Origin of the sequence: Nonomuraea sp. NPDC050680 (assembly GCF_040654555.1) — a bacterium.
Classification (GTDB): Bacteria; Actinomycetota; Actinomycetes; order Streptosporangiales; family Streptosporangiaceae; genus Nonomuraea.
Genome location: NZ_JBFAIF010000011.1, coordinates 283,921 through 310,029, shown reverse-complemented (window position 1 = coordinate 310,029; position 26,109 = coordinate 283,921). Strand labels below are relative to the sequence as shown.

25 protein-coding genes are annotated in these 26,109 nt (G+C 70.4%); 10 read left to right on the top strand and 15 right to left on the bottom strand.

Annotated elements, in window-relative coordinates; genetic code table 11:
• Positions 1 to 15: 15 nt before the first annotated feature.
• Complete coding sequence (locus AB0H88_RS32355; RefSeq protein ID WP_357651132.1) at positions 16 to 837, bottom strand: biotin--[acetyl-CoA-carboxylase] ligase; 822 nt, start codon at positions 835 to 837, stop codon at positions 16 to 18.
• Between the two features lie 61 nt (positions 838 to 898).
• On the opposite strand from AB0H88_RS32355, the gene AB0H88_RS32350 reads away from it, so the two are divergent.
• From AB0H88_RS32350 to AB0H88_RS32340, 3 genes are read left to right on the top strand one after another with little or no spacing between them, the layout of a single operon-like run.
• A complete protein-coding gene (locus tag AB0H88_RS32350; RefSeq protein ID WP_357651130.1) occupies positions 899 to 3,103 on the top strand; it encodes an FdhF/YdeP family oxidoreductase in 2,205 nt (734 codons plus the stop codon).
• Positions 3,100 to 3,951, top strand: coding sequence for a formate dehydrogenase accessory sulfurtransferase FdhD (gene fdhD, locus AB0H88_RS32345; protein ID WP_357651128.1), 852 nt, complete (start codon positions 3,100 to 3,102; stop codon positions 3,949 to 3,951). Before AB0H88_RS32350 ends, fdhD begins: the two co-directional genes overlap by 4 nt.
• Positions 3,952 to 4,008: 57 nt before the next feature.
• Positions 4,009 to 5,088 carry an epoxide hydrolase gene (locus AB0H88_RS32340; protein ID WP_357651126.1) on the top strand — a complete coding sequence of 360 codons (1,080 nt, stop codon included), beginning with the start codon at positions 4,009 to 4,011 and terminating at the stop codon, positions 5,086 to 5,088.
• Positions 5,089 to 5,187: 99 nt separating this feature from the next.
• Here AB0H88_RS32340 and AB0H88_RS32335 read toward each other — a convergent pair whose 3' ends face one another.
• From AB0H88_RS32335 to AB0H88_RS32315, 5 genes are all read right to left on the bottom strand, one after another.
• Positions 5,188 to 5,739 (bottom strand): hypothetical protein, encoded by a 552-nt coding sequence (locus tag AB0H88_RS32335; protein ID WP_357651124.1) that lies wholly within the window; start codon positions 5,737 to 5,739, stop codon positions 5,188 to 5,190.
• Between the two features lie 116 nt (positions 5,740 to 5,855).
• Positions 5,856 to 7,091: an AAA family ATPase gene (locus tag AB0H88_RS32330; RefSeq protein ID WP_357651122.1), complete on the bottom strand. Its 1,236-nt coding sequence runs from the start codon at positions 7,089 to 7,091 to the stop codon at positions 5,856 to 5,858.
• Between the two features lie 29 nt (positions 7,092 to 7,120).
• Entirely contained in the window at positions 7,121 to 9,742 is a 2,622-nt protein-coding gene (locus AB0H88_RS32325; protein WP_357651120.1) for a phosphoenolpyruvate carboxylase, read from the bottom strand.
• Positions 9,743 to 9,809: 67 nt separating this feature from the next.
• A complete protein-coding gene (locus tag AB0H88_RS32320; protein ID WP_357651118.1) occupies positions 9,810 to 11,369 on the bottom strand; it encodes a hypothetical protein in 1,560 nt (519 codons plus the stop codon).
• The gene (locus tag AB0H88_RS32315) at positions 11,366 to 12,229 is read right to left on the bottom strand and encodes an ABC transporter ATP-binding protein (protein WP_357651116.1); all 864 of its coding nucleotides are present in this window, start codon (positions 12,227 to 12,229) and stop codon (positions 11,366 to 11,368) included. Before AB0H88_RS32315 ends, AB0H88_RS32320 begins: the two co-directional genes overlap by 4 nt.
• Positions 12,230 to 12,264: 35 nt before the next feature.
• Here AB0H88_RS32315 and AB0H88_RS32310 point away from each other — a divergent pair, with 35 nt between their 5' ends.
• The 6 genes from AB0H88_RS32310 to AB0H88_RS32285 all read left to right on the top strand — a co-directional run bounded on the left by AB0H88_RS32310 (position 12,265) and on the right by AB0H88_RS32285 (position 17,414).
• Positions 12,265 to 13,854: an acyl-CoA carboxylase subunit beta gene (locus AB0H88_RS32310; RefSeq protein WP_357651115.1), complete on the top strand. Its 1,590-nt coding sequence runs from the start codon at positions 12,265 to 12,267 to the stop codon at positions 13,852 to 13,854.
• Positions 13,851 to 14,051, top strand: a complete 201-nt coding sequence (locus tag AB0H88_RS32305) for an acyl-CoA carboxylase subunit epsilon (RefSeq protein WP_357651113.1) — start codon at positions 13,851 to 13,853, stop codon at positions 14,049 to 14,051. The genes AB0H88_RS32310 and AB0H88_RS32305 overlap by 4 nt, the downstream gene beginning before the upstream one ends.
• A 104-nt stretch (positions 14,052 to 14,155) precedes the next feature.
• Positions 14,156 to 15,097 carry an NYN domain-containing protein gene (locus tag AB0H88_RS32300; protein ID WP_357651111.1) on the top strand — a complete coding sequence of 314 codons (942 nt, stop codon included), beginning with the start codon at positions 14,156 to 14,158 and terminating at the stop codon, positions 15,095 to 15,097.
• A 132-nt stretch (positions 15,098 to 15,229) separates the two neighbouring features.
• Positions 15,230 to 16,675: an Ada metal-binding domain-containing protein gene (locus tag AB0H88_RS32295; protein ID WP_357651109.1), complete on the top strand. Its 1,446-nt coding sequence runs from the start codon at positions 15,230 to 15,232 to the stop codon at positions 16,673 to 16,675.
• The gene (locus tag AB0H88_RS32290) at positions 16,672 to 17,172 is read left to right on the top strand and encodes a methylated-DNA--[protein]-cysteine S-methyltransferase (RefSeq protein ID WP_357651107.1); all 501 of its coding nucleotides are present in this window, start codon (positions 16,672 to 16,674) and stop codon (positions 17,170 to 17,172) included. The genes AB0H88_RS32295 and AB0H88_RS32290 overlap by 4 nt, the downstream gene beginning before the upstream one ends.
• A gap of 44 nt (positions 17,173 to 17,216) precedes the next feature.
• Positions 17,217 to 17,414 carry a hypothetical protein gene (locus AB0H88_RS32285; RefSeq protein WP_357651105.1) on the top strand — a complete coding sequence of 66 codons (198 nt, stop codon included), beginning with the start codon at positions 17,217 to 17,219 and terminating at the stop codon, positions 17,412 to 17,414.
• Positions 17,415 to 17,530: 116 nt separating this feature from the next.
• Here the strand turns inward: AB0H88_RS32285 and AB0H88_RS32280 are convergent, their stop codons facing one another.
• Complete coding sequence (locus tag AB0H88_RS32280; protein ID WP_357651104.1) at positions 17,531 to 18,691, bottom strand: MFS transporter; 1,161 nt, start codon at positions 18,689 to 18,691, stop codon at positions 17,531 to 17,533.
• A gap of 90 nt (positions 18,692 to 18,781) precedes the next feature.
• Between AB0H88_RS32280 and AB0H88_RS32275 the strand changes: the two genes are divergently transcribed.
• Positions 18,782 to 19,213, top strand: coding sequence for a MarR family transcriptional regulator (locus AB0H88_RS32275; protein ID WP_357651102.1), 432 nt, complete (start codon positions 18,782 to 18,784; stop codon positions 19,211 to 19,213).
• Positions 19,214 to 19,257: 44 nt separating this feature from the next.
• Here AB0H88_RS32275 and AB0H88_RS32270 read toward each other — a convergent pair whose 3' ends face one another.
• From AB0H88_RS32270 to AB0H88_RS32235, 8 genes are all read right to left on the bottom strand, one after another.
• Positions 19,258 to 20,187 (bottom strand): hypothetical protein, encoded by a 930-nt coding sequence (locus AB0H88_RS32270; RefSeq protein WP_357651101.1) that lies wholly within the window; start codon positions 20,185 to 20,187, stop codon positions 19,258 to 19,260.
• Positions 20,187 to 20,786 (bottom strand): hypothetical protein, encoded by a 600-nt coding sequence (locus tag AB0H88_RS32265; protein WP_357651099.1) that lies wholly within the window; start codon positions 20,784 to 20,786, stop codon positions 20,187 to 20,189. Before AB0H88_RS32265 ends, AB0H88_RS32270 begins: the two co-directional genes overlap by 1 nt.
• Positions 20,783 to 23,479 carry a BTAD domain-containing putative transcriptional regulator gene (locus AB0H88_RS32260; protein WP_357651097.1) on the bottom strand — a complete coding sequence of 899 codons (2,697 nt, stop codon included), beginning with the start codon at positions 23,477 to 23,479 and terminating at the stop codon, positions 20,783 to 20,785. Before AB0H88_RS32260 ends, AB0H88_RS32265 begins: the two co-directional genes overlap by 4 nt.
• 75 nt (positions 23,480 to 23,554) lie before the next feature.
• On the bottom strand, positions 23,555 to 24,007 hold the full coding sequence (locus AB0H88_RS32255) for a flp pilus-assembly TadE/G-like family protein (RefSeq protein WP_357651095.1): 453 nt from the start codon (positions 24,005 to 24,007) through the stop codon (positions 23,555 to 23,557).
• Positions 24,004 to 24,405 (bottom strand): TadE family protein, encoded by a 402-nt coding sequence (locus tag AB0H88_RS32250; RefSeq protein ID WP_357651093.1) that lies wholly within the window; start codon positions 24,403 to 24,405, stop codon positions 24,004 to 24,006. The genes AB0H88_RS32255 and AB0H88_RS32250 overlap by 4 nt, the downstream gene beginning before the upstream one ends.
• On the bottom strand, positions 24,402 to 24,794 hold the full coding sequence (locus AB0H88_RS32245; RefSeq protein WP_357651091.1) for a TadE/TadG family type IV pilus assembly protein: 393 nt from the start codon (positions 24,792 to 24,794) through the stop codon (positions 24,402 to 24,404). Before AB0H88_RS32245 ends, AB0H88_RS32250 begins: the two co-directional genes overlap by 4 nt.
• A gap of 101 nt (positions 24,795 to 24,895) precedes the next feature.
• Positions 24,896 to 25,117, bottom strand: a complete 222-nt coding sequence (locus tag AB0H88_RS32240) for a hypothetical protein (protein WP_357651089.1) — start codon at positions 25,115 to 25,117, stop codon at positions 24,896 to 24,898.
• Entirely contained in the window at positions 25,117 to 26,037 is a 921-nt protein-coding gene (locus AB0H88_RS32235) for a type II secretion system F family protein (protein WP_357651087.1), read from the bottom strand. Before AB0H88_RS32235 ends, AB0H88_RS32240 begins: the two co-directional genes overlap by 1 nt.
• Positions 26,038 to 26,109 lie beyond the last annotated feature (72 nt).

Sequence of the window (26,109 nt, the reverse complement as noted above, 5' to 3'; positions counted from 1 at the left end):
TCCGCGCCCCCGGGGCTACGAGGACGCGCGAACGTGGACGACGTCGCCCGCGCTCAATGTGTGCCGCTGGCCGTGGGAGGTCACCTGGAGGTGTCCGGCCTGGTCGATGCCGGTCGCCTGGCCGGTCAGCACCTGGTCGCCGGGCAGCTCGATCCGTACCTCCCGGCCGATGGTGGCGCTCGAGGCCTGGTAGGCGGCGCGCAGGCCGCACGCGTCGGCGTCGCCGCCCGCCTCGGACCAGTCGCGGTAGTGCCTTTCGACCTCCCTGAGCACGGCCCTGAGCAGCGGATCCCGGTCCACGCACGCGGCCTGCTCGATGGCCAGCGAGGTGGCCGTCTCCACGGGGAGTTCCTCGGGCTTGAGCGAGACGTTCAGGCCCATCCCGATGACCACGGCGTCCTCTGCCCGCTCGGCCAGGATCCCGGCCAGCTTGCGCTCACCGATCAGCAGGTCGTTCGGCCACTTGAGCCGTACGTCCACCTCGGCCAGCCGGCGCACGGCCGAGGCCGCCGCCACGCCGTACAGCAGCGCCAGCCACCCCTGCGCGGCGACGGGCACCCGCGGGCGGAGCAGCACGGAGACGGTCAGGCCGGAGCGCGGCGGCGCGGTCCAGGTGCGGCCCAGCCTGCCCCGGCCGGCCACCTGCGACTCGGCGACCAGGATCCGGCCTTCCTCGGCGCCCTGTCTCGCGGTCTCGGCGAGGTCGGCGTTGGTCGAGCCGGTGCTCTCGACGACGCTCACGCCGGTCCACAGGCTGCCGGGGCGTACGAGGGCGCGGTTGAGCGACGCCTCGGACAGAGGCGGGCGGTCGAGGTCGGAGTAGCGCGAGTCCGGCATTCCTCCATCTTCGCGCAAGCTCGACTGTCCTCTGGCGCCCCACACGGGTGAAGATGGGGAGATGAGCAGACGTCTGGATCCGCGTAACTGGGCCTCGTGGCGGCCGTTCGGTCTCGGGTTGCGCAAGCCGAACAACTATCTGGAGCTGCTGAAGGCGTTTCGATCGGTCAAGGGCAACAGGCATTACGCCTGGCGGATTCTCCAGCAGGGCACGTGCGACGGGTGCGCACTGGGCACGCGGGGCATGCGCGACTGGACGATGGACGAGATCCACCTGTGCAACATCCGGCTGCGGCTGCTGCCGCTGAACACGATGCCGGCGCTCGACGTCTCACTGCTGGGCGACGTCTCCGGGCTGGCCGGTAAGAAGAGCGCCGAGCTGCGGGAGCTGGGGCGGCTTCCGTACCCCATGCTCCGGCGGGCGGGAGAGCCGGGCTTCCGGCGGATCTCGTGGGACGAGGCGCTGGGAGTGGCCGCCGACGGGCTGCGGGACGCGCGCTTCGGCACCTACCTGACCAGCCGTGGCATGCCGAACGAGAACTACTACGTGGCGCAGAAGGCGGTCCGCGCGCTGGGCACCAACAGCGTGGACAACGCGGCGCGCATCTGCCACTCCCCCTCGACCGTCGCGCTCAAGCAGACGATCGGCGCGGCGGCCACCACCTGCTCCTACACCGACTGGATCGGCTCCGACCTGATCGTCTTCATCGGGTCGAACCCGTCCAACAACCAGCCCGTGGCGATGAAGTACCTCTATCACGCCAAGAAGGCCGGCACCCGTGTGGCCATGGTCAACGCCTACCGCGAGCCCGGCATGGACCGCTACTGGGTGCCGTCGAACGCCGAGTCGGCGGTGTTCGGGACGAAGATCACCGATGAGTTCTTCGGCGTGAACGTGGGCGGCGACATCGGCTTCCTCAACGGCGTGCTCAAGCACCTGATCGAGAACGACTGGGTGGACAAGGCGTTCGTCGACCAGCGGACCTCCGGTTTCGCGGAGGTACGTCAGGCGCTGGCGGACCAGTCCTGGGAGGCCCTGGAGGCGCTGTCCGGGTCGACCCGCGACGAGATGCTCCGGCTGGCCCGGCTGCTCGGCGAGGCGAAGTCGGCGGTGCTGGTCTGGTCGATGGGCATCACGCAGCACGCCTTCGGCGAGGACAACGTCCGCTCGATCGTGAACCTGGCCCTGGCGCGCGGGTTCCTGGGGCGCGACAACTGCGGGCTGATGCCGATCCGCGGGCACAGCGGGGTGCAGGGCGGGGCCGAGATGGGCGCGTACGCCACCGGCCTGCCGGGCGGCCTGCCGATCACGCCAGAAAACGCCGCCAAATTTACCGATATTTGGGGATTTGAGGTGCCGACGGCGCCGGGTCTGACCGCGACCGACATGATCGACGCGGCCCACTCGGGCGACCTGGACGCGCTCATCTCCTCGGGCGGCAACTTCCTGGAGGTGCTGCCCGATCCCGGCTACTGCCGGGAGGCGCTGGCCCGGCTCAAGCTCCGGGTGCACATCGACATCGTGCTGTCCTCGCAGATGCTGGTGCCCTCCGAGGGCGACGTGCTGCTGCTGCCCGCACAGACCCGCTACGAGATGACCGGCGGGGTGACCGAGACCTCCACCGAGCGCCGGATCATCTTCTCGCCCGAGATCGAGGGCCCCCGGATCGGCGAGGCGTGGCCGGAGTGGAAGATCTTCGGCGAACTGGCCGCCCACACAAACCCCGAAATTTCGGCAAAAGTCCGCTTCACCGGGACCTCGCGGATCCGCGAGGAGATCGAGCAGGCGGTGCCGTTCTACCAGGGCATTTCCGGCCTCAAGGCTTTCGGGGACAACGTCCAGTACGGCGGGCGCCACCTGTTCGCCGACGGCCGCTTCAACACCCCTGACGGGCGGGGCGTGTTCTCCGCCGTCGAGCCGCCCGCGCTGGAGCGCCCCGACGGCACGTTCATGGTGGCCACGCGGCGCGGCAAGCAGTTCAACAGCATGGTCCACGAGCGCCTGGACGGCTTCAACGGCGCGATGCGCGAGGCCGTACTGATGAGCCCCTATGACGCCGACCGCCTCGGCCTGCCCGACGGCACGCCGGTCGAGCTGCGGTCGGGCGAGCGTACGTACAAGGGCAAGATCCTCCGGGCCCCCCTGATGCCCGGCAATCTGCAGATCCACTGGCCGGAGGGCAACGTACTCCTCGACGAGACCAGACGCTCCCCTCAGGCCAGGATCCCGGACTACAACGCACTCGTCACCGTGCGGCGGCTATGACCGACCGGCTGACCCGCGTGGGTCCCACCACCCGCATCCGCGTCCGCGAGCTGTCCGGCTCCACGGTCCGCGACCGGCGCGACGACCTGGCCACCGAGGAGCCGCTGGAGATCCGCCTCACCGCGCTGGACGGGACGCGCAAGACCGTCGCCATCACCATGCGCACCCCCGGCCACGACTTCGAGCTGGCCGCCGGGTTCCTGCACGGCGAGGGCCTGGTCAAGCCCGGCGGCATCGCGGCCATCGCGTACTGCACCGACGAGGACCTCCCGCCGGAGGCCCGCTACAACACGGTCACCGTACGCCTGCACGGCCCGATCCCCGACCTGCCCACGCTGGACCGCCACTTCCTCACCTCCAGCGCCTGCGGCGTGTGCGGCTCGGCCAGCCTCGACGACCTGCACGACCGCTGCGCGCCGCTCCCCCGCGGCACCCTCGAACTCACCCCCGAGATCCTGTACGGCCTGCCGGACGCGCTGCGGGCGGCCCAGGGGGTGTTCGGCAAGACGGGGGGCCTGCACGCGGCCGGGCTGTTCCGGCCCGACGGGACGCTGGTGGCGCTCAGGGAGGACGTGGGCCGGCACAACGCGGTGGACAAACTGGTCGGCTGGGCATCACTCGGCCAGCGACTCCCCCTGGCCGAACACGTACTGATGGTCAGCGGCCGGGCCAGCTACGAGATCATGCAGAAGGCGCTGGCCGCGGGCGTGCCCGCGGTGTGCGCCGTGTCGGCCCCCTCGTCGCTGGCCGTGGACCTGGCCAGGGAGTTCGGCATGACGCTCGTCGGGTTCCTGCGCGGGCAGCGGTGCAACGTGTACGCGGGACAGGAGCGGATATTGGCGGAATGAAGCGTTCCGTTCTGCTATAGTTGGAACAGAACAACCCGTTCCGACAAGGAGCCCGCGATGAGCGTTCACCCCTTCCGCATCGACATCCCCCAGGCCGACCTCGACGACCTGCGGACCCGCCTCGCCATGACCCGCTTCACCGATGAGATCGCGGACGCCGACCAAGGGGTGGGCGTGGAGCGGGTACGCCGCCTGGTCGGCCGCTGGCTCGACGGCTTCGACTGGCGGGCCCAGGAGGCCAGGCTCAACGCCTACCCGCAGTTCACCACGGAGATCGACGGGCAGAACATCCACTTCATCCATGCCCGCTCGGCCAACCCCGACGCCCTGCCCCTGATCCTGACCCACGGCTGGCCCGGCTCGATCGTCGAATACCTCAACGCCATCGAACCGCTGTCGCGGCACTTCCACCTCGTCGTGCCGTCACTCCCCGGCTACGGCTTCTCCGGCCCGACCACCGAGCTGGGCTGGAACAACCAGCGCATCGCCAGGGCCTGGGCCGAGCTGATGTCCCGCCTGGGCTACGACCGCTTTGGCGCGGTGGGCAACGACGCGGGCTCGATGATCTCCCCCGAGATCGGCCGGCTCGCCCCCGAGCACGTCGTCGGCGTCCATGTGACGCAGCTGTTCTCCTTCCCCTCCGGTGACCCGGCCGAGTTCGCGAACCTGAGCGAGGAGGACCAGGCCGGGCTGGCCGTACTCGACTGGTTCTGGAAGGAGAAGGGCGCCTTCAACGTCCTGCAGTCGCAGCAGCCGCAGACGCTCGCCCACGCCATCACCGACTCACCCGCCGGGCTGGTGGGCTGGCTCGCCCAGCTCTTCGACGAGGACCTCGACGACGACTTCGTGCTGACCAACGCGGCGATCCACTGGTTCACCGGCACCGCCGGCTCGGCCTTGCGCCTGTACTGGGAGAACGCCCGCGCCGAGACCCCGACGGAGCCCACCACCGTACCGACCGCGCTGGCCATGGCGGAGGGCGACTTCAAATCCATCCGCGCCTTCGCCGAGCGCGACCACACCGGCATCGTCTCCTGGAAGACCCTCGCCGCCCCGGCCCACGGCCACTACACGGCCCACACCGCCACAGAAGCCATCACCACCGACATCAGAGCCTTCTTCGACGGCCTCCGCTGAAGCTTTCGGCAATGTGAGCTTTCAGGAAACTGAGCTTTCAGCAGGCCGAGCTTTCGGCAAACCAGGAGCGGCGCGGTCAGACTCCTTCGACCGGGCCGCTCACTTACGTATATGTTCCGTGCAGCATCGCGCCACATCCACGCGTATCTGGTCGAACGATCGGTTGCGGCCCACCGGCCTGCCCAGAACGCCGAGCTTCGCCGCCTGGTCGAGGATCTCAGGAGCATCGGACTCGCGGTAGCGGCGGCCGGCCCCACTGACCTCATTCATCAAGATCTTCTTAGGGTCCGGGAGCCGCCCTGTGTCCTTGCCCTTGTGCTTGGCGGGGAGAGACCAGGACGCGGCGATGGCCGACAACGCATCGGGGAAGAGCAGCAGCAAGGCTTCGATCTCCGACACCGCGAGGGCGTAGTGGACGTTACCGAGGGCGGATTCGAGTGCCTTCTGGACGCGTTCGCGGATGATCGGATAGGCGTCGCTATCGGTGTTGTCGAGGTCCTCGTGGACGAACACGCATGCCACGCTGGTGTCATCCCGTACAGCCCGCGCCCGCACCTTGCTCGCCAGGGTTTCGGCACGGGCGGCGAGGTTCGGCCCACTGGCCTGGTGCAGCCGCACCTTGTCGTTGATCTCCACAATCCGGCCCGCCATCTGCGGACAAAACTCCTCAAGGAGCACACGGAGGGCGAGACGGTCGTTCCTGTCCTCTCCCGCTACGACCACGACCGGCTTCTTCGTGGGCCGGACACGGGTGCCTCCCCGCCGGCTCACAGATCACCACCCAGCACGCCGGAAAACCACAGCTCGCCAAGCGGGAGTCCTTCGCTGGCCCGGACGATCTCCTCGACCTTGACCGTGGAGATGGCCGGGATCAGCGAGGAACCGTCGTCGCCACGCTCGCAGATGACGATCTCCTCGGGTTTGAGCCGGTCGGCGAGAGCGGGAGAGTGGGTGGCGATGATGAACTGGGTCTTCTCGCTCGCCTCCCGGACCCGTTCCACCAGCAGTTCGAGCGCCTGTGGGTGAAGACCATGGTCGATCTCCTCAACACAGGTCAGCGCGGGTGGAGCGGGGTCGTACAGCATGGCCAGGAGACCGAGCAGGCGGATGGTTCCGTAGGAGGCGTCGAGCAGGGAGGTGGGTTCGCGCAGACCGCGCTCCCTGAGTACGACCACGACCGAGTGAGCCCCCCCGGACGGATACTCGAAATCGAGGGATTCGACTTGAGGAAGCGCCTCCACGGCATCGGCCTGGAGCCGACTCCAGGCATCCTCATCCGAGTTTCGGAGGGCGAGAAGGAACGCCGCGAGATTGGCGGCATTGTCGGCGATCGGTTCTTGCCCGCCACGATGCACCCGTGATGGCAGGCTCGCTTTGGAGACGTCGACGTCGAAGACCCTGAAGGCCCGCAGCATGTCCGCCACGAGGGTGGGCGCCATGCTGAACTTCTTTTCCGCCAGTCGTGGGAGTGTGGAAAGTCCGCTGCTCAGGGGCTGGATGCCGACCTCGTCCGACTTCCGGTCGGCGGTGTCGACCCCGAGCGGTGGCCATTCGGAGCGACTCTCGAACTCGCCTTCGCCGACGGTCCGTAGCTGAGCCTTCGCCCTCGTCCCTTCCACTGTGATGGTCCGCAACCGATGCTGCACGTCGGCGGACCTGAAAACCTCCTCCCTGGCGAGAGGAGTATTTGTGATCTTCAATACGTATTCGTCGGGAGCCCCTGCCAAAGAGGTAGACCATGCTCCTTTGATCCCGATGAGGAGATGGCCAGGCCGCTCGGCACCGCCCCTGAACACCAGCTCATCGAAGCCACCGCGGGCAGCCAGTACAGGCTCCAGGTCGGTTCTGACGATGTCGGCCAGAAAGTCGAAGACCTTCAGCACATTCGTCTTACCCGCGCCATTCGGCCCGACCAGCACGTTGACGGGCCCGAGGGGCATGGTGATCTGTCGCAGACTGCGAAAGTTCTCCACCCGTAGTTCGGAAAGCCGCTGCTCCGCCATGCTGGTCATCTTCTCATCCGGGAGGCGTCTCAACCGGTGTTCTGCAGGCCCGCCGCCACCCCGTTGACCGAGAGCAAAAGCAGCGTCGAGAGGCGTTCGCGTTCGTGGTCCGACAGGGTGCCGGTGCGCATGGCCGTCAACGCTCGTAGCTGCAGGTGCGACAGCGCGTCCACGTACGGGTCGCGGAGCTGGACGGCGCGGGAGAGGACCTTGCGGTTCTCCAGGAGGCGGGTGTGGCCGGTGACGCGCAGCACCAGGCTGCGGGTCCGGTCGTACTCCTCCATGACCTGGCGGCCGAAGTCGTGGCGGCCGCCGAGTGCCAGGTAGCGTTCGGCGATCGACCTGTCGGTCTTGGCCAGGGACATCTCCGCGTTGTCGAGCATCGCGTTGAACAGCGGCCACTCGGCGTAGGCCGCCTTCAGCTCGTCGAGTGAGGCCACCGCGGCCAGGCCGGTGCCCAGGCCGTACCAGCCGGGCAGGTTGACCCGGGTCTGGGCCCAGGCGAAGACCCAGGGGATGGCGCGCAGGTCGTCGAGCGAGCGCGGGGCGCCGAGGCCGCGGCGGGCGGGGCGGGAGCCGAGGCGCAGGGAGCCGATCTCCTCCAGCGGGCTGACCAGGGCGAACCACTCCGGGAAGCCGGGGGCTTCGGTGAGCGAGCGGTAGGCCTGCTCCGAGGCCGTGGCCACCTGCTCGGCGAGCGAGCGGAAGCGGTCGGCCGCGGCGGCGGTGCGGGAGCCGACCGTGGGTGAGGAAGCCATCAGCACCGCGTTCGTGACCTGCTCCAGGTGGCGGCGGGCGATGGCGATGTGGCCATAGCGGGCGAAGATGACCTCGCCCTGCTCGGTGACCTTGAAGCGGCCGGCGACCGAGCCGGGCGCCTGGGCGAGCACCGCGCGGTTGGCCGGGCCGCCGCCACGGCCGAGCGCACCGCCGCGGCCGTGGAACATGCGCAGCTTCACCTCGTGCTTCAGCGCCCAGGCGGTCAGCTGCTCCTGGGCCTCGTACAGGCGCAGTGTCGCGGCGGCCGGGCCGAGCTCCTTGGCCGAGTCGGAGTAGCCGAGCATGATCTCCATGCGCCTGCCGTTGGCGGCCAGCCGCTCGCGCATCGCCGGCAGCTCCAGCATGCCGGACAGCACGTCCGGGGAGTTGGCCAGGTCCTGGCCCGACTCGAACAGCGGCACCACGTCAAGCACGGGCGCGCGCTTGCCGAGCGCGTGCTCGGCCAGCTCGTAGACGGCGGCGATGTCGTCGGCGGAGCGGGTGAAGGAGACGACGTAGCGGGAGCAGGCCGTGATGCCGAACCGCTCCTGGATCCAGGCGATCACCCGGATCGTGGCCAGCACCTCCTCGGTGCGCTCCGACAGCTCGCCGCCCGCCCTGATCTCCTCCAGCGCGGCCGCGTGCACCTGGGAGTGCTGGCGTACCTCCAGCTCGGCCAGGTGGAAGCCGAACGTCTCGACCTGCCAGATGAGCTGCTGCAGCTCCCCGTACGCCTGACGCGCGGCATTGCCGGACAGCGACTCCTGAGCCAGGCGCAGGTCGGCGAGCAGCTCGGCCGGCGCGCGGTAGGCGAGGTCGAGGTCGCGGCGGAGGGTGGCGGCGATGCGGGCGGCCACGAACATCAGCCACTGCCGGTGCGGCTCGCGCGGCGAGCGGGTGGCCATCTCCGAGACCACCTCGGGATGGGCGTCGACGGCCGCGGCCAGCGCCGCCCTGAGCTCCGGCGACGGCGGCGCGAACTGCTCGGCCGCGGTGAGCGTGCGGGCGATGCGGGTGCAGGCCGTCTCCAGGGCGGTCAGCACGTGGTCGGACTGGATCTGGACGGTCTCGCGGGTGACCTTGGCGGTCACGTTGGGGTTGCCGTCGCGGTCGCCGCCGATCCAGCTGCCGTAGCGGATGAAGGGCCGGGCCAGCGGCGGGCGGGTGCCGGTGCCGTCGCCGAGCGCCGCGTCGAGCGAGCGGTAGACCTGCGGCACCATGCGGAACAGCGTCTCGTCGAAGGCGGCCATGGCCGTGCGTACCTCGTCGAGCGGGTCGAGCTTGGTGGAGCGCAGCTGGGCCGTACGCCACAGCAGGTCGATCTCCTCCAGCAGCCGCCGGCGGCTCTCGGCGCGCTCGGAGGCGCCGCGCCCGGCGGCGTTGTACTCGCTGAGCTGGCCGCTGACCCGCTGGATCGCGGTGACGACCGCGCGGCGGCGCGCCTCTGTCGGGTGGGCGGTCAGGACCGGGTGCAGCTCCAGCCCCTCGACCAGCTCGGCGACGCGCTCGTGTCCCAGCTCGTGTACGGCCTGCGCCAGCGACTCCCGCTCGACCCGGCCCTCGGTGTCACGTTCGCGCAGGATGCGGATGCGGTAGTGCTCCTCGGCCAGGTTGGCCAGATGGAAGTAACAGGTGAACGCGCGGGCGATCTGCACGGCCCGGTCGATCTCCCACTGCGCGACCATGGCGGTGATCTCGTCACCGGTGACCTCGCCCCTGCGGGCGGCGATCACGGCCTTGCGCAGGCGTTCGACGTCGGCCAACAGGTCCTCGCCGCCCTGCTCGGCGATCACCTGTCCGAGCAGCTTGCCGAGCAACCGCACGTCATTGCGCAGCTCATCGGGCATCTCGGTGACCGCGGCACTGCGACGCTCAATCCCCTGGTCAATCATGCTTCCACGGTATCCACAAGCGTGGAATGTCCGGAAGGCGGTCTCACGTATTGGACTAGACCAATGGTCAGGTGGGCCGCGACACCGCGGCGAGCAGCTCGGGGAGCCGGGGGAAGCCGATCTTCGCACCGAGCCGCCGGCCCAGCACCTCGGCCAGCAGCCCGTAGAACGGCGCGAGCACGGACACCCAGAGCAATCCGAAGAGCAGCGGCACCACGAACGGCAGCGCCAGGAGGGAGATGCCCAGCAGCGCGCCCAGACCGGAGACGAACGCCTGGCCGCCCTGACCGGGCGCGGCCCCGCTGAAGGCGTTCATCCGTTCGGGCATGGTGTAGGGAATGACGACGCTGGTCACGGAGCCGACGCCGAACCCGGTCCCGAGCGCGCCCAGGCCGATGAGCACCGCCGGGACGATCGACTCCGGGTGGCCGGCGAACAGCCCGGCAGCGACGGCGATCACCGCGAGCAGCGGCGCCGCGACCAGCGCGCCGGCCAGGTGGCGCCCGGCCAGGTCGGTGCTGAGGCCGCGCTCCGAGCCCATGGTCACGGCGTTCATCCAGAGCGAGCGGCCGTCGATGCCGAACGAGTTGGCCGACTGCAGGGCGATCATCATCCCGGCCGACGCGGTGAGCAGGATCGGCATCGACGGCCCGACCTCTCCGGAACGGGTGACCGAGAAGCCCAGCACGAGGGCCACCAGGACGGAGGAGAACCAGCCGACCCGGTAGCGGGGCTCGCGCCTGATGTACTTGAGCTCCTTGGTGACCACGGCGGCCAGCGGCCCACTCGGCACGAACCGGTCGACCAGGCCGCTCCCCCTGCGTACGGAGGCCGCGCGGGTGGAGGAGTCGGGTGTGACCAGGGCCCGGCTCAGCGCCTTGATCCACAGCCAGCCGACCACCACCACCACGAGGGCCACGACGACGAGCTCGGCCAGCCCGGTCAGGCCGCCGTCTGCCATCGCGTGCGCGGCCAGGCCCGAGGGCGTCCACCTGAGCAGGGCCGAGACTTGGCGCAGCATCCCCGCCGGGTCGCCGATGTTGCTGTTGAGCAGCAGGTTCGGCAGCTGTGCGAGCAGCACGACGAAGATCGCGGCCACGGCCAGCACGTCCCGGCCGCGCCTGGTGCGCATCGCGCTGGACAGGGCCGTGGTGACCAGCCGGGAGGCGACCAGGCAGAGCGCGAACTGCAGGAGCACGGCGACGATCCCGACCAGGACGCCGCCGACGCCGGTGGCGAGCCCCACCAGGGCGCCCGCCGTGACGATCAGCGTGGCCAGCGGCCAGACGCCGGTGGCGGAGGCGGTGAACATGCCGACCGCGAGCCGGGAGGTGGGTAGCGGGAACAGCGACAGCCGCGCCGGGTCGAGCGTGTCGTCCAGGCCGAACGCCAGCAGCGGCACGACCATCCAGCCGATGAGCATGACCGAGAACACCACGACGACGATCGACGCCGCGACGTCGTGCGGCGCCAGCCGGAGCAGGCTCATCAGCAGGAAGCCGATGACGCTCACGAACACGGACATGATGAGGGTGAAAATGAAGCCGAGCTTGCGCTGTATGTCGCCGCGGAGGTTGCCGACCAGCAACCGGAGCTTGAGCTGGGCGAAGAGCGCGACAGTATTCACGCCGGCTCCTCTCCCCGCCCGTGCTCTTCTCGCCCAAGCTCTTCTCGCCCGTGCTCTCCCCGCCCAAGCTCTTCTCGCCCGTACTCCCCCCGCCCGAGCTTGCCCCGCCCGAGCCAGGTCAGGCCGGAGTCGCCGTTGTCGCGCGGCCCGCCGACCAGCTCCAGGAATGCCTGGTTGAGGCTGCGGCCGGCGCGTACCTTCTCCAGCGGGCCCTGGGCCACGATGTGCCCCGCGCTCATCACCGACACCCAGTCGCACAGCCGCTCGACGAGGTCCATCACGTGGCTGGAGAAGATCACGGTCGAGCCCGACGCGGTGAAGCGCCGGAGCACCTCGGTGAGGGTGTTGGCGCTGACCGGATCGACGCCCTCGAACGGCTCGTCGAGGAAGAGCACGGAGGGGTTGTGCAGCAGCGCCGCCGCCAGGCCGATCTTCTTGCGCATGCCGGTGGAGTAGTCGACGACGAGCTTGTCGGCGGCGTCTGCCAGGTCCATCACCTGCAGCAGCTCGCCGGTGCGCTGCTCGACGTCGGCCTTGGCGATGCCGCGCAGCCTGCCGTTGTAGAGGAGTAACTCGCGGCCCGACAGGCGTTCGAACAGCCGCAGCCCCTCGGGCAGCACGCCGATGCGGGCCTTGACCTCGATGGGGTCGCGCCACACGTTGAAGCCGTCGATCTCGGCCTGGCCTCCGTCGGGGCGGAGCAGCCCGGTGATCATGCTCAGGGATGTCGTCTTGCCGGCGCCGTTGGGGCCGACGAGCCCGGCGAAGCTGCCTGCCGGGACCACGAGGTCGATGCCGGCCACCGCGATCTGCGGGCCGTATCGCTTGAACAGGCCGTGCGTGTGAACCGCCTCCGTCATGGATCCACTGTAGGAGCCGGGTTAATGTTGCGCGCATGACTGCTGCCGAGGCCGTACCGGACCCGCCGGATATCCACACCACCGCCGGGAAGATCGCCGACCTCGAACGCCGGCTCGACGAGGCGGTCCACGCCGGCTCGGCGGCGGCGGTGGCCAAGCAGCGCGCCAAGGGCAGGATGACCGCGCGGGAGCGGGTGCTGGCGCTGCTCGACGAGGACTCGTTCGTGGAGTTCGACGAGTTCGCCAGGCACCGGTCCACGATGTTCGGGCTGGAGAGCAGGCGACCGTACGGCGACGGCGTGATCACCGGCCACGGCACGATCGACGGGCGCCAGGTGTGCGTGTTCTCGCAGGACGCGACCGTGTTCGGCGGCTCGCTCGGCGAGGTCTACGGCGAGAAGATCGTCAAGGTGCTCGACCTGGCGCTGAAGACCGGCTGCCCGATCATCGGCATCAACGAGGGCGGCGGCGCCCGCATCCAGGAGGGCGTGGTCGCGCTCGGCCTCTACGCCGAGATCTTCAAGCGCAACGTGCATGCCTCGGGCGTGATCCCGCAGATCTCGCTCATCATGGGCGCCGCAGCCGGCGGGCACGTCTACTCCCCCGCGCTGACCGACTTTGTGGTGATGGTCGACCAGACGTCGCAGATGTTCATCACCGGGCCCGACGTGATCAAGACGGTGACCGGCGAGGAGGTCACGTTCGAGGAGCTCGGCGGCGCGCACACGCACAACACCAAGTCGGGCGTGGCCCACTACCAGGCCACCGACGAGAGCGACGCGCTCGACTACGTCAAGGCGCTGCTGTCCTACCTGCCCTCCAACAACCTGGACGAGGCGCCGGTGTTCGAGAGCGCCGGTGACCTGGAGCCCGATCCCGAGCTCGACCTGCTGATCCCGGACTCGGCGAACCAGCCCTACGACATGCACCGGGTGATCGAGCACGTGCTCGACGACGGTGAGTTCCTGGAGGTCCACGCGCTGTTCGCGCCCAATGTGGTGGTCGGGTACGGCCGGGCCGACGGGCAGGCGGTAGGCGTGGTGGCCAACCAGCCCATGCATTTCGCGGGGTGTCTGGATATCAACGCCTCCGAGAAGGCAGCCCGCTTTATTCGAACATGTGATGCTTTTAATATCCCGATCCTGACTTTTGTTGATGTCCCGGGATTCCTCCCAGGGACCGATCAGGAATGGAACGGAATCATCCGCCGCGGCGCCAAGCTCCTCTACGCCTACGCCGAGGCGACCGTGCCACTGGTGACGGTCATCACCCGCAAGGCGTACGGTGGGGCGTACGACGTCATGGGGTCCAAGCACCTGGGCGCGGACGTCAACCTGGCGTGGCCCACGGCGCAGATCGCGGTCATGGGCGCGCAGGGTGCCGTCAACATCCTCTACCGGCGCGAGCTCTCCGCGGCGGGCGACGATGCCGACGCCGAGCGGGCCAGGCTGGTGACCGAATATGAGGACACGCTGGCCAACCCGTACATCGCGGCCGAGCGCGGCTACGTCGACGCGGTGATCAGACCCGCCGAGACACGGGCTCAGGTCGTCAGGGCGCTACGGGCGCTACGGAACAAGCGGGCCTCGCTGCCGCCGAAGAAGCATGGGAACATCCCGCTATGAGCGCCTATCTGCGGATTGTTCGTGGTGACGCCACGCCGGAGGAGCTCGCCGCCCTCGTGGCCGTTCTCGCCATCCGGCAGGCCGCGCCGGAGCCGGCGGTCGTACCGCGAAGTCAAACATGGCGAAACCCGGCGAGAGCGATGCGTAAGGCAGTCGTACCGGGGAAGTCGAGTTGGCGGATGAGCGCCCTTCCCTAGATAGATCCCGGGAATCGGGTGTCAAGTTCTCGTGGAGTTGGGACTATCTAGAGAAAGTAGGCGTATATAGTCAGCCGATCAACTAACCGCGGCCTGGAGGACACATGGCCATCCCAGACCTCATGCCGCATGCTGTGGCAGCGAAGTACGCCGTCCTGGTGGACGTCGGTTATCTCTATGCTGCCGCAGGCGAAGTGCTGCTGGGCGCCAAGGAGCGCAAAGAATATCGAGTTGCCGCCGACGAGCTGATCCAGAGTCTACAGAAACATGCGCTGGAACGTATATCTGGCGAACTGCTGCGGATCTATTGGTATGACGCCGCTCGCGACCGTGTGCCGACCGTCGATCAGCGGGTCATCGCCCAGTTGCCCTGGGTCAAGGTACGGCTTGGCAACCTGAACGCCCGTGGCCAGCAGAAGGGCGTGGACGCGCAGATCAGGAGCGACCTGGAGGCCCTGGCCCGGCATCATGCGGTGACTGACACGATCTTGCTCGCCGGGGACGAGGACATGGTCCCCGCGGTGGAGGCGGCGCAGGCGTACGGGGTGCGCATCCACCTGTGGGGCGTCGAGCCGCCGTACGGCACCAACCAGGCCGAACGGCTGGTTTGGGAGTCGGACACCGTGGAAGTGATCACTGCTGAATTCCTGAGGCCCTTTTTCAGTCGTTCTCCGCAACCCGTTCCGGTCGCGCCGCCGGTGGCCGCTCCATCGCCCGCGCAGGTGTTCGCCGGGCGCGCGCCCGTCAAACCGCACGTCAAGCCCGGCCAGGTGGCCAAGCTCGGGCCCAGCCGGCCACGCGTCGAGGACGTGGGCGAACACGTGGCACAGAAGTGGATACTCACGCGTGGCCGCGACAACATCCGCGACCTGCTGCCGGGGCCGATCCTGCCGACGGTCATCGACACCGAGCTGCTCATCGAGGCGGAGAAGGAGCTCGGCCACTCGTTGCGGCCCTTCCCCGAGGCGCGGGTGTGGCTGCGCGACGGGTTCTGGGCGCGCGTCTACCGGGAGTTCGACCTGGGTGTGGGCGTCTCGTCGAAGTGACATCTCGGGCAACCCACTGAAGCGACGTCCGATTTCCGCTGGTCGGCGGGTTTGACCTGCTGACCAGCGATTTAACGATCAGGTCCGATTCCCGCCAGTCGATGGGCCGGGCGAACGCATACGCTCGGTGTCATGTCACCACTTGAGCTCGACTTCGACTCCTGCTACCGGGCGGTCGCCGCCCGGGACGCCCGATTCGACGGGCGCTTCTACACGGCGGTGACCTCGACGCGGATCTACTGCCGCCCGATCTGCCCGGCTCGCACCCCGGCCTCGCGCAACGTGCGGTTCTACCGGCACGCGGCGTCGGCGGAGGCGGCTGGCTTCCGCCCGTGCAAGCGCTGCCGCCCGGAGCTCTCCCCCGGCGATCCGGGATGGGACCTGCGCGGTGACCTCATCGGGCGGGCGCTGCGGCTGATCGACGACGGCGCCGCCGACGAGCGCGGAGTGGCGGGGCTGGCCACGCGGCTGCACATCACCGAGCGGCACCTGCACCGGCTGTTCGTGGCCGAGCTGGGCGTGGGGCCGCTGGCGGTGGCCAGGACCAAGCGGCTGCTGCTGGCCAAGCAGCTGCTGACCGAGACGCGGCTGCCGGTCACCGAGGTGGCGTTCGCGGCCGGGTTCGGGAGTGTGCGGCAGTTCAACGCGACGATGCGGGAGACCTACGGGTTCACGCCCAGCGAGCTCCGCGCGACCGCGGGCGGCCCTTCAGGCCCCTCCGTCTCGGCGCCGCCGACGGTCGAGGTCGTGGCCGGACCCGCGACCCTCCGGTTGCGCCTGCACCGGCGGGAGCCGTACGACATCGCGGGCGTGTTCTCCTTCCTGACCTCGCGCGCGATCCCCGGCCTGGAGGTGGCGAGCCCGGCGTCCTACATCCGGGCCGTCCCCGGCGGGACGATCACGCTCACCCCCGAGCCCGGTCACATCGCGCTCGACGTCGCCGTGGACGACACCCGGCAGCTGGCCCGCATCGTGGCCCGCTGCCGCCGCCTGCTCGACCTCGACGCCGACCCCGACGCCATCGCGGCCGCGCTGGGCGAGACCTCCCTGCGCCCGCTCATCGAATCCCGGCCCGGCCTGCGGGTGCCGGGCACGTTCGACGGCTTCGAGCTGGCCGTACGCGCCGTCGTGGGTCAGCAGATCTCCGTCGCGGGTGCCCGCACCCTGCTCGGCCGGATCGTCTCGCGGGCCGGGCGGCTCACCGAGCGCCCCGGGCTGACCCACCTGTTCCCCACTGCCGAGGAGTTGCTCGCGGCGGACCTCACGGGGCTGGGGCTCACCAACCGTCGCGTCGCGACGCTCAAGGAGCTGGCCATCGCCGTCTCCGAGGGCCGGATCGACCTCGACGGCGGCCAGGATCCGGGCGAGGCCATGGCCGAGCTGCTCGACGTTCCCGGCATCGGCCCCTGGACCGCCAGCTATGTCGCGCTGCGCGCGCTGCGCGACCCCGACGCCTGGCCCATCGGCGACCTGGTGCTCAAGAAGCGCATGGCCTGCCTGGGCATTCCCGACGACCACATCGAACGGTGGCGGCCCTGGCGGGCCTACGCCGCCCTGCATCTCTGGAGTTCCTCATGATCGACGCCCAAGTCATGCCGACCCCGATCGGCTCGCTGTCCCTGCTGTGCCGCGACGGCGTACTGGTCGCGGCCGGCTTCACCGCCGACCCCTCGGACATGTTCGTCCGGCTGTCGCCCGCGCTGCAGGCCGAAGGGCTGGACGTGGTCGACGACCTGGGCGCCGCCGCGCAGGCCGTACGCGACTACCTGGACGGCGACCTGCCGGCCTTGGACGCCATCCCGGTCGAGCAGCCGGGCACGGCCACCCGCAAGCGCCTCCACCAGGCGCTCCGCGAGGTCAAGCCGGGCACCACGGTGTCGTACGCCGAGCTGGCCGAACGCGCCGGCATGCCCAGGACGGCGGCCCGCGCGGCCGGGTCTGCCTGCTCCCAGAACCTCATCGCCCCCTTCGTCCCCTGCCACCGTGTGCTGCCCGGTTCGGGTGGCTATGGCGGCTACTACTACGGCGTACCGGTCAAGGAGTGGCTGCTCGCCCACGAGTCCGGCCGGCTCTAGCAACTCCCCGTCATGGCGCGGCAGCGCTCTGTACGATTGGGTGGATGGCCGGAGCACACGAATACAGGGGCGAGCCGGGGCGGACGCCGGCTCAGTTGATCCTCGGATTTCTGGACGCACGTGACATCTCGGTGCCCGAGGAGGCTCGGGCGCGCATCCGCACATGCACAGACCAGAGCCTCCTCGACCGATGGACCGTCAGGGCCGTGACCGCGCTGAGCGTGGACGAGCTGTTCGGCTGAGCCGAAACCACGGGGCCCGGTGGCGTTGCTGATACGGGGCCGGCTGGACCTGGCGGCGGCCCGGTGGCGTTGCTGATACGGGGCCGGCTGGACCTGGCGGCGGCCCGGTGGCGGTGTCAGGTGGCCGGGACGAGTTGGCGGCGGGCCTGCACGCCGGCGAGTCCCGCCACCGCCAGCCCGGTCAGCCCGAGCAGCGCGGCGGTCCAGGCCGGAGCCGTGTAGCCGAAGCCCGCGTCGATGGTCAGCCCCGCCACGAACGACCCGATCGCGTTACCCAGGTTGAAGGCGCCGATGTTGGCCGCGGAGGCGAGCGTCGGCGCACCCGCGGCGGCGTCCAGGACCCGGGTCTGCAGCGGCGGCACGGTCGCGAAGGCGGCCACCCCGAACAGCGTGATCGTCACGATGAACGCGACCTGGTTCCCCGCCACCAGCGCGAGGACCACGCCCAGCAGCGTGAGCAGGGCAACCGAGCCGTAGATGCTCGGCATGACGGCGCGGTCGGCGAGCCGGCCGCCGATCAGGTTGCCGACGACGAGCCCCACCCCGAACACGGCCATGACGACCGGCACGGCACCAGGAGAGAATCCGCCGACACTCGTCATGATCGGCGAGATGAAGGTGATCACCGCGAACACCGGCGCGAACCCGAACACGGTCATGGCCAGCGCCAGCCATACACCGCCCTTGCGGAAGGTCGCCAGCTCGCGCAGCATCCCACCGCCCGCGGGCCGCGGTTGGGCCGGCACCAGGGCGAGCACGCCGATCAGCCCGGCGACGCCGATGGCCACCACGACCCAGAACGTCGCCCGCCAGCCGAACGCCTGCCCGATCCAGGTGCCGAGCGGCACTCCGAGCACGTTCGCCAGGGTCAGGCCGGTGAACATGAGCGCGATGGCGCTGGCCCGCTTCTGCGGAGCGACCAGGTCCGCGGCCACCACGGATCCGATGCCGAAGTAGGCACCGTGCGCGAACGCCGACAGGAACCGGCCGACCATGAGCACGCCGTACGAGGGCGCGAGGGCGGAGAGCAGGTTGCCCACGATGAACAGCGCCATCAGCGACAGCAGCATGGTCTTGCGGGACAACCGGCCGCCGAGCATGGTCAGCGGCGGTCCGCCGATGGCCACGCCCAGGGCGTACCCGGACACGAGCAGGCCGGCGGCGGGGATCGTGACGGCGAAGTCCGCGGCCAGCTCCGGCAGCAGCCCATTGATGATGAACTCGGTGGTGCCGATGCCGAAGGCGCTGATCGCGAGGGCGAACAGGGCGAGTGGCATAGAATACTCCTCAGACGACGTTAGTCAGCGTAGACATTATTTGCACGCGCCGACTAACCGACCATACAACCTTGTCTGGGAAGGTGTCACATGCCGCTGGCCGATGACGCAGTCGAGGCGCGCGCCCAGGGCTGGCGCACGCTCGCCGCGCTGCACGCCAGGATCGAGGACCGGCTGGAGCGGGCCCTGCAGAAAGAGCACGAGCTGAGCGTGAGCGAATACACCGTGCTCGACGTGCTGGGCCGCCAGGACGGCTGGCACATGCGCATGCAGCAGCTCGCCCGCGCGGTCGTGCTGAGCCAGAGCGCCACCACCCGCCTGGTGACACGGCTGGAGAACCGTGGGCTGCTGTCCCGCTACCTGTGCGAGGACGACCGCAGGGGCATCTACACCGAGGTCACCCCGGCCGGCCGCGAGCTGCTCGCCCAGGCCGGCCCCACGCACGACACCGTGCTCAAGGAGGTGCTGGCGGAGGCGGCGGAGCTGCCGGAGCTCGCCCCGCTCGCCGCCGTCATCGCCTGAGGCAGCCGTCAAGGCGCCCATCAAGGCGCCGTGAAAGAGACCGTCTACGGTCTGACGTTGCTCTGTACCTCACCCACCGGCACGTCGCGGGTCACCCCCACCTCGACCGGCGCGAACTGGACCGGCACCGCCTGGCCCACCACGGTCACCGGCCACACGGTCGTCACGGTCAGCTGGTAGACCTGCCGCGGCTGGTCGATCGACGAGCGCAGATACTGCACGCCACAGGTGAACGCGGCCCCCTTGGCGTACGGCTTGCCGGTGGCCCCGCACTGCTCGCGTACCTCGGCCCGGTCCTTGCCGGTGCCCGCGTCGATCTTGATGTCCTGGAGCGTGGCGACCACGGTCGCGCTCATGACGCCGGGCAGCGTCGCGGTCGCCGTACGCCGAGGCTGACCGATGCCTTCCAGCCACACGAACGTCGGCAGGTTGACGAAGCTCTTGGCGTCCGGGCTCAGCTTGACCGTCGGCTGGGGCACGGTGATCGCCGCCCGCGCGATCTCGGCCAGCTGCGCGATGGTGATGCCGGAGGGCGGCGTCTCGTTCGGCGGTACGAAGACGAACAGGTCCAGCCCGGCCCAGCAGGTGGCGCCGTTGGGGTCGGACGCGTCGTAGGCGGGCGTCCACCAGTTCCCCGGTTGCCCCTTCTTGTCCTTGAACTGCTGGACGAACTTATTGAAACTGTCCTCGTCGGCCTTCACCCTGGCGAACTGGGTCTTCGAGTCCGTCTGGAACTTGAGCATCTCATCGGCGCTGAGCCCCGGCTCGTACCAGCAGGGCCGTTTGATCCGGTAGCCGTCGCGCTTGCCGCCTTTGCCCACGTCGCCGGTGACCTCGACGTTGGAGTGCCTGAGTTCGACGAACGCCGTTGTGTCGTGCTGGCCCGTCCTGACCTCCGTGGTGGATTGGGGGGCGGGCGTGGGCGAGGCCAGCAGGAGCGAGCCTGCCATGAGCACCGGGATCAGGGGATTCATCAGGTGCACCCTTCTTTGTCCTGGCGGAATTCCCTGATCCGCCACACACCGTCGTCGCCGCGATGCGCGAGCACGGTTTGGAGGTAAGGAGCGCGCACCCAGTCGGGCTGGGGCGCGACCGCCTTGCCGGTGGGCGTGGAGACGAGGCGTACGCCCCGCTCGTCCACGCAGGTGTCGACCTGGGCACCCTTGCCCATGACCGACGTGATCCGCAGTCTGTAGAGACGCGCGACGCCGCGCGCCGACTCCTGCCGGTCGGCGAACCCGCGCGCCCATTCGCCGGCCTGCGGAATCACCGACGGCTCGACATGACGCAGATAGCCGGTGTCGCCGGTGACGACCGCCTTCCACCGCTCCACGTAGTAGTCGGCGAAGAGCCGCTGCAGCGCGCCGGCCGACGTCCCCTTCTCCACCTTGACCTTCAGCTCGTCGCCGACATCGACCGTCTTGCCCTGGACGGGCGTGGGAGCGGGCGCCGCGGCGGTCTCACCGGTCTCGCCGGTGGCGGGTGTCGCCACGCCGCCGGGGGTGTACGGCCGGTCGGGCGGGCCGCAGCCCGACGCGAGCAGGAGCGCCAGCATTACCGCCATCCGCCTCATGCCGTCGACTCCCTCACTATGTGGATGCGCCACGACGGCAGCAGCTCGTCGATCAGCGCCTCGGTCTCGGGCGCCATCCCGCCGCCATAGGGGTGGGACGACGAGCGCCTGGTCAGCCCCTCGACGACCGTCCGGAGCCGCAGGACGTCCCCGGTGGCGTGCGTGGCCCGCAGCAGGTCGCGCCAGAGCCCCTCGTCGTCGGTGGCGAGCAGCAGGGCCGCGCGTACGGCCGCGACCGCGGCGTCCGGCTCGCCGTGCGCCAGCCGGAGCTCGCACAGCCGGTGGGCGGCGTCGGCGACCCCGGCCGCGACGTCGTACTCCAGGTCGTCGCCCGCCAGCCAGGCGTATCTCCCGAGCGGGCGACCGCTCAGCAACGGGCCTCTGACCAGGCCGAGCGCCTTCTCCAGGAGTACGGTCCGCGCCGTGGGGTCGCCGTGCGAGCGGCGGACCAGCTCGCGGAAGAGTGCCCAGTCGGTGCGTACCGCGGGCCCCAGCCGCAGCCTGCCCGCCTCGTCGACGTGCAGGTGCTCGCGGCCCAGCCAGTCGACGACCCTGGCGATCGTGGCGTCCCTGACCATGGGCTGCACGCCGCGCGGCCACAGGACGCCGCCGAGCACGACGGGGTGTACGCCGCCGGGATGCGTGGCCAGGTAGACCAGTAGCTCGGTGGCCAGCGCCATCCGCCCCTCTTCGAGCGGGTCGCGGCCGACGATCTCGATGGGGCCGAGCATCCTGACCTCCACCGCGGGTGGCGCCAGCTCCACCAGCGGCTCCGCCTCGGGCACCGCCTCGCCGTCGAGTCGCTCCGCCGTACGGAAGAGGTCGATCAGCGCCTGGTAGTGGCGGCGCGGCAGCAGTTGGGCGGTCACCTCGAAGCCCAGCTCGGCGATCTTCGCCTTGCCGTCCTCGGTGATCTCCAGGGTCCAGGTGGCGTGCGGTACGTCGCCCGTCACCACGTATCCGGCGGTGTCCTTGCGGGCGAGCAGCGCCAGGCGGCGCGCCTCCTCGTGGGTGGGCGCCACGGCGGACAGCAGGTAGTGGGCGTCGCGCGGGCTGCCGGTGACGCGCCCGGTGAGCACCTCCTGGCGCGGGGCGGCGGTGGCCTCCAGCTCGGGCAGTACCTCGGCCAGGCTGCCCACGGCCCTGATCCGCTCAGGCGCGATCGCCGTCAGCTCGTCGCCGAAGCCGACGAGCGTGATGCGCATCCGGTCGGACCAGCGGTTGGTCGCCAGCTCCACGGCCAGCGCCGCGAGCGCCGCGGTGGTCTGCGGGCCGCGGATGTTGATCAGGCCCTGCGCCGCCTCCAGGTCGATCAGCACCCGGCCGCTCTCGTCGGCGCCGAGCGAGACCAGCCCCGGGTACGGGGCGCCGCCGGGCTGCTCCTCCAGCAGGCGGCCCTCGTGCGCGGCCAGCCGCCACACCTGGCCGCCGTCCTGAGCCGTCCACGGCGCGGGCGCGTCGCCGTCAGGCGGGTGGATCCACAGGTCGAGGTTGCGTGGCGACAGGTGCGCGGCGTAGACGGTCGGCGGGGTGCGGCCCTGCGTGGCCAGCTCGGCGCCGAGCAGCCTGAGCCCGATGTCGAGGATGCGCGTGCCCGGCGCGTCGGCGCCCAGCCGCAGCGCGACCTCAGCCTTGGCCGCGTCGTCGCGCGGCCGGACGATACGGCGGCCGAACGCGCGCCGCCACAGCTGCTCGCGCCGCCGCCTGGCCAGCACGACCAGCAGACCGGCCGCGGCCAGCGACGCGGCGGCCAGGTAGTCGGTCAGGTCCACGCCGGGGCTCTGCACGACGGGCTGCTCGGCTCCGGTCTCGTGTCGCGCGTGCGCCGGCCCCTGCTTGACGCTGGAGGTCTGGCGCGCCTCGTCGGCGACCCGCTGGTGTTCGCCATGAGACCCCGCCGGGTGCTGCTTCAGCGTCTGGGCCCGCGCCTGGTTCACCGGCACGACGTGCGCGTGGCGCGCGTCGTCCGGCATGTCGAGCACCCAGCCCGGCCTGATCAGGTCGGCCATCCGCAGGCGGGTGCCGTCGGGCTGCTCCTTGTGCTGGTTGAGCCGGTAGATCTCCGGATATCGGCGCCCGTCACCCAGGCACTTCTCGGCGATCTCCCACAGGCTCTCGTGGTGCCGGCCGTGGGGCGGCTGGACCACGTACACCTTCTTGGTGGCATGCGCCTCCACCGGCTGCTCCACGATCGGCGCGGAGTAGGCGACCGTCGTCATGGGCGGCGCGGTGGGCGGCGGCGCCGCCAGCTTGACGAGGGGTACGACCATGGCCCCGGCGGTGAACAGCACCAGCACGGCCGAGACGAGCCTGTTGGCCAGCGCCTGGGACCCGCCGGAGAGCGGCACCCGGGCGGGCATGCCCACCCTGCGTACGCCCGCGTAGACCTCGACGATCACGCATGAGAAGAACTGCAGCCAGGCCAGCCACACGAACAGCACCAGGACGGCCGTGATCGTGCTCGGCCCGACGTGGCTGTTGAGCACGTCGAGATCGAGCAGTTCGGGAGAGATCGGCGGCCCGACGAACGTGAGCAGCGCGTACGGCACACCGCCGACGATCGCCACGAGCACCGCCAGCGCGCCGAGGCCGGCCAGCACGTCGCCCACGCTCCGCCTGGCCGGGATGCGCACGGGCGTCTGCCCGGGCCCGTGCGGCCGGCCCGCTGGACGCGCGGGGTCTCGCGTCGGCATCGGCTCTCCCTTCTCCGTGTTCAGGGTCCTGCGTGGTGGTGCTCTGATCCATCGGGTGAGCGGAATCGGTCTGGCTCACCTGGCCTGCGGCCCGGCCGTGGCCTCGCCCTCCATCTCGGTGCCGGGGAAGCCGATGGCCTGCAGGAAGAAGGCCGTCCACCGCACCTTCACGGCGACGGTCACGCTGTCCTGTCCCTGCGCGACGGTGCATGTGCCCCTGGTCACGTCGGCGCTGCCCGCCGCCGCGATCACCTCGTCGGCCCGGTCGCACACCTGGCCGTCGCCGAGCAGCCGGATCTCGCCCGTCTCGTGGAGATGGTCGGCGTCGATCTGGTCGGCGCCCGCCCGCGCGGCCTGCTCGGCGACGTCGGCGGCCCGCAGCCGCGCGTTGATCGCCCCGCCGCCGTCGACGAGCAGCCCCGCCAGCAGGAACACCGCCACGGAGAACAGCACGGTGAAGACCGACATCGACCCGCGGTCGCGACGGCTCACGTGATCGCGACGGCTCACGCGGTCACGGCGGCTCATTCGGTTCTCCTGAACTGTTCCAGGGGCACCACCGAGGTTCCGGTCATCCGCTTGGTGCCGGAGAACCCCAGGAAGCTGAGGTCCAGCTCGCAGGTGACCTCGGCCTGCACCTGGCCGCCCTCCTCCCACTTGGAGCCGGCGAGGGACACCGCCGGGCTCTGGCACCGCCCGTCGAGCGCGGCCTTGACGTTCCTGTCGGCCGCCTCGCCCGCGTCGCCGAACGACCGCCGCACCGAGGCGGCCCGAGCCGCGTCCCGCGCCGCGCCGTTGACCTCGCCCTGCGCCTCGACCAGCCGGCCCGCCCCCGCCAGGAACATCAGGAACAGCAGGAAGACGGGCGCCAGCATGACCGTCTCCACGGCCATCGAGCCGCGCTCACGCCGCCGGTTCTGGCTCATCCGCAGTCGTCTCCCCCGTCGTCCGGGCGGAAGCACTCGACGGGACCGCCCGAGGTGGCCGTGATCGTGAACGTGAGCTCCGGAAGGAGCGGGATGACCTGTACGGCGCTGCCGGTCACGGTGACGAAGCGCTCGTCGGGATCCTTCTCCGCGGTCGTGACCGCGGCGTTCGAGAGCAGGCGGGGGCCGATGGCACGGACGATGTCGGTGGCCTTGGTGGAGGCCGCGCCCTCCCAGTCGCCCGAGTCGAAGGGGGCCGACCTGGCCACCCTGGCGCCTTCCTTGGCGGCCGCCTCGGCCACCTGACGGCCGTGGAACCAGAGCGCCACCTGCACGATGAGCAGCACGACCGCCAGGATGACCGGCATCAGCAGGGCGAGCTCGATCACCGAGGCGCCGCGGTCGCGCCGTCCGCTCCCTCGTGTTCGGCGGCGCCGCCCCGGGAGCCGGTCTGGTCGCCGAGGGTGCCCGCGCGGGCGCCGGGCACCTGTCACGTGCGCCCGCCGGTCTGGCCGAAGCTGGTTTGGAGGTCGGCCTGCTTCCCCTCGACCAGCTGCTTGATCAGCGTGGCCAGGCCGAGGGCGACACCGGCGATGATCGCGGAGATGATCACCCACTCGACCGCCGAGGCGCCCCGGCTGGGGGCGGTGCGGGCGCGCTGGATACGTACGCCGAGGTATGCCTGCAGGTAGATGACCCAGGGATGATTCATTAGGACCCCAACATCTTCATAGCGGCGGGATAACTGAGAAAGATCACAAAGCCCGCGCAGAGCAGCAACTGGGCGACGAGCATCGACTGGGAGCGCTCACCGGCGCGGCCCTCGATCTCGGCCAGCTCGCGGCGGCGCAGCGTGGCGGCCCTCGCGGTCAGGGAGGCGCGGACCTTGGCGCCGTCGTCGGCGACCAGGCCGAGCGCGGCGGACAGGTCGCGCAGCTCGTCGACGTTGATCTCCTCGCCGAGCTGGCCGAGCGCCTGCCAGGGGGTGATGCCGACGATCCTGGCGCCGGCCAGCGCCTCGCGGATGCGCGACATCGCCCAGTTGGGCTGGTCACCGCTGACCGAGACCGCCATCATCAGCGCCTCGGGCACGCCGCGCCCGCCCGCGAGGTTCATCGAGACCAGGTCGAGGAAGGCGCCGACGACGTGCCGGAAGTCGCGCCTCTTCGCCGCCGCGTCGCGTCGTACCTGAACGTCGGGCAGGAAGAAGAAGACCAGCGACACGAGTACGGCCGCCCAGAACGGAATGGTCAGGGACGTACCCCACTCCATCAGCACCAGCCAGCCGAGCAGCACCGGGAACGCCAGCAGCCCGGCCGACGCGAGCAGCGCCTTCGTGGCCAGGTAGCCCTCGAACGACCGCCCGACCAGCGCCAGGTCGGCCTTGACCGACCGGACCTCCCAGCCCCGCGCCTGGTAGAGGCGGGCCAGCCGGACGCCCAGACCGCGGCGGAAGGCGGAGACCTCCTCGTCGGGCAGGGCAAGCTGGATACGCGGCGCGTCGGCGTCCTCGCGGACGGCCTCGATCGCGAGCAGCCGCGACACGAGGCCGGGGCGGGCCGGGAACAACGCCCGGAGCAGCAGGAACAGGCCGAGGCCCAGCACGCAGCCGGCCAGCACACCCTCAACCATGACCGCCCCCTCTCTCCGTGACCGCCCTCTCCGTGACCGCCCTCTCCGTGACCGCCCTCTCCGTGACCGTCC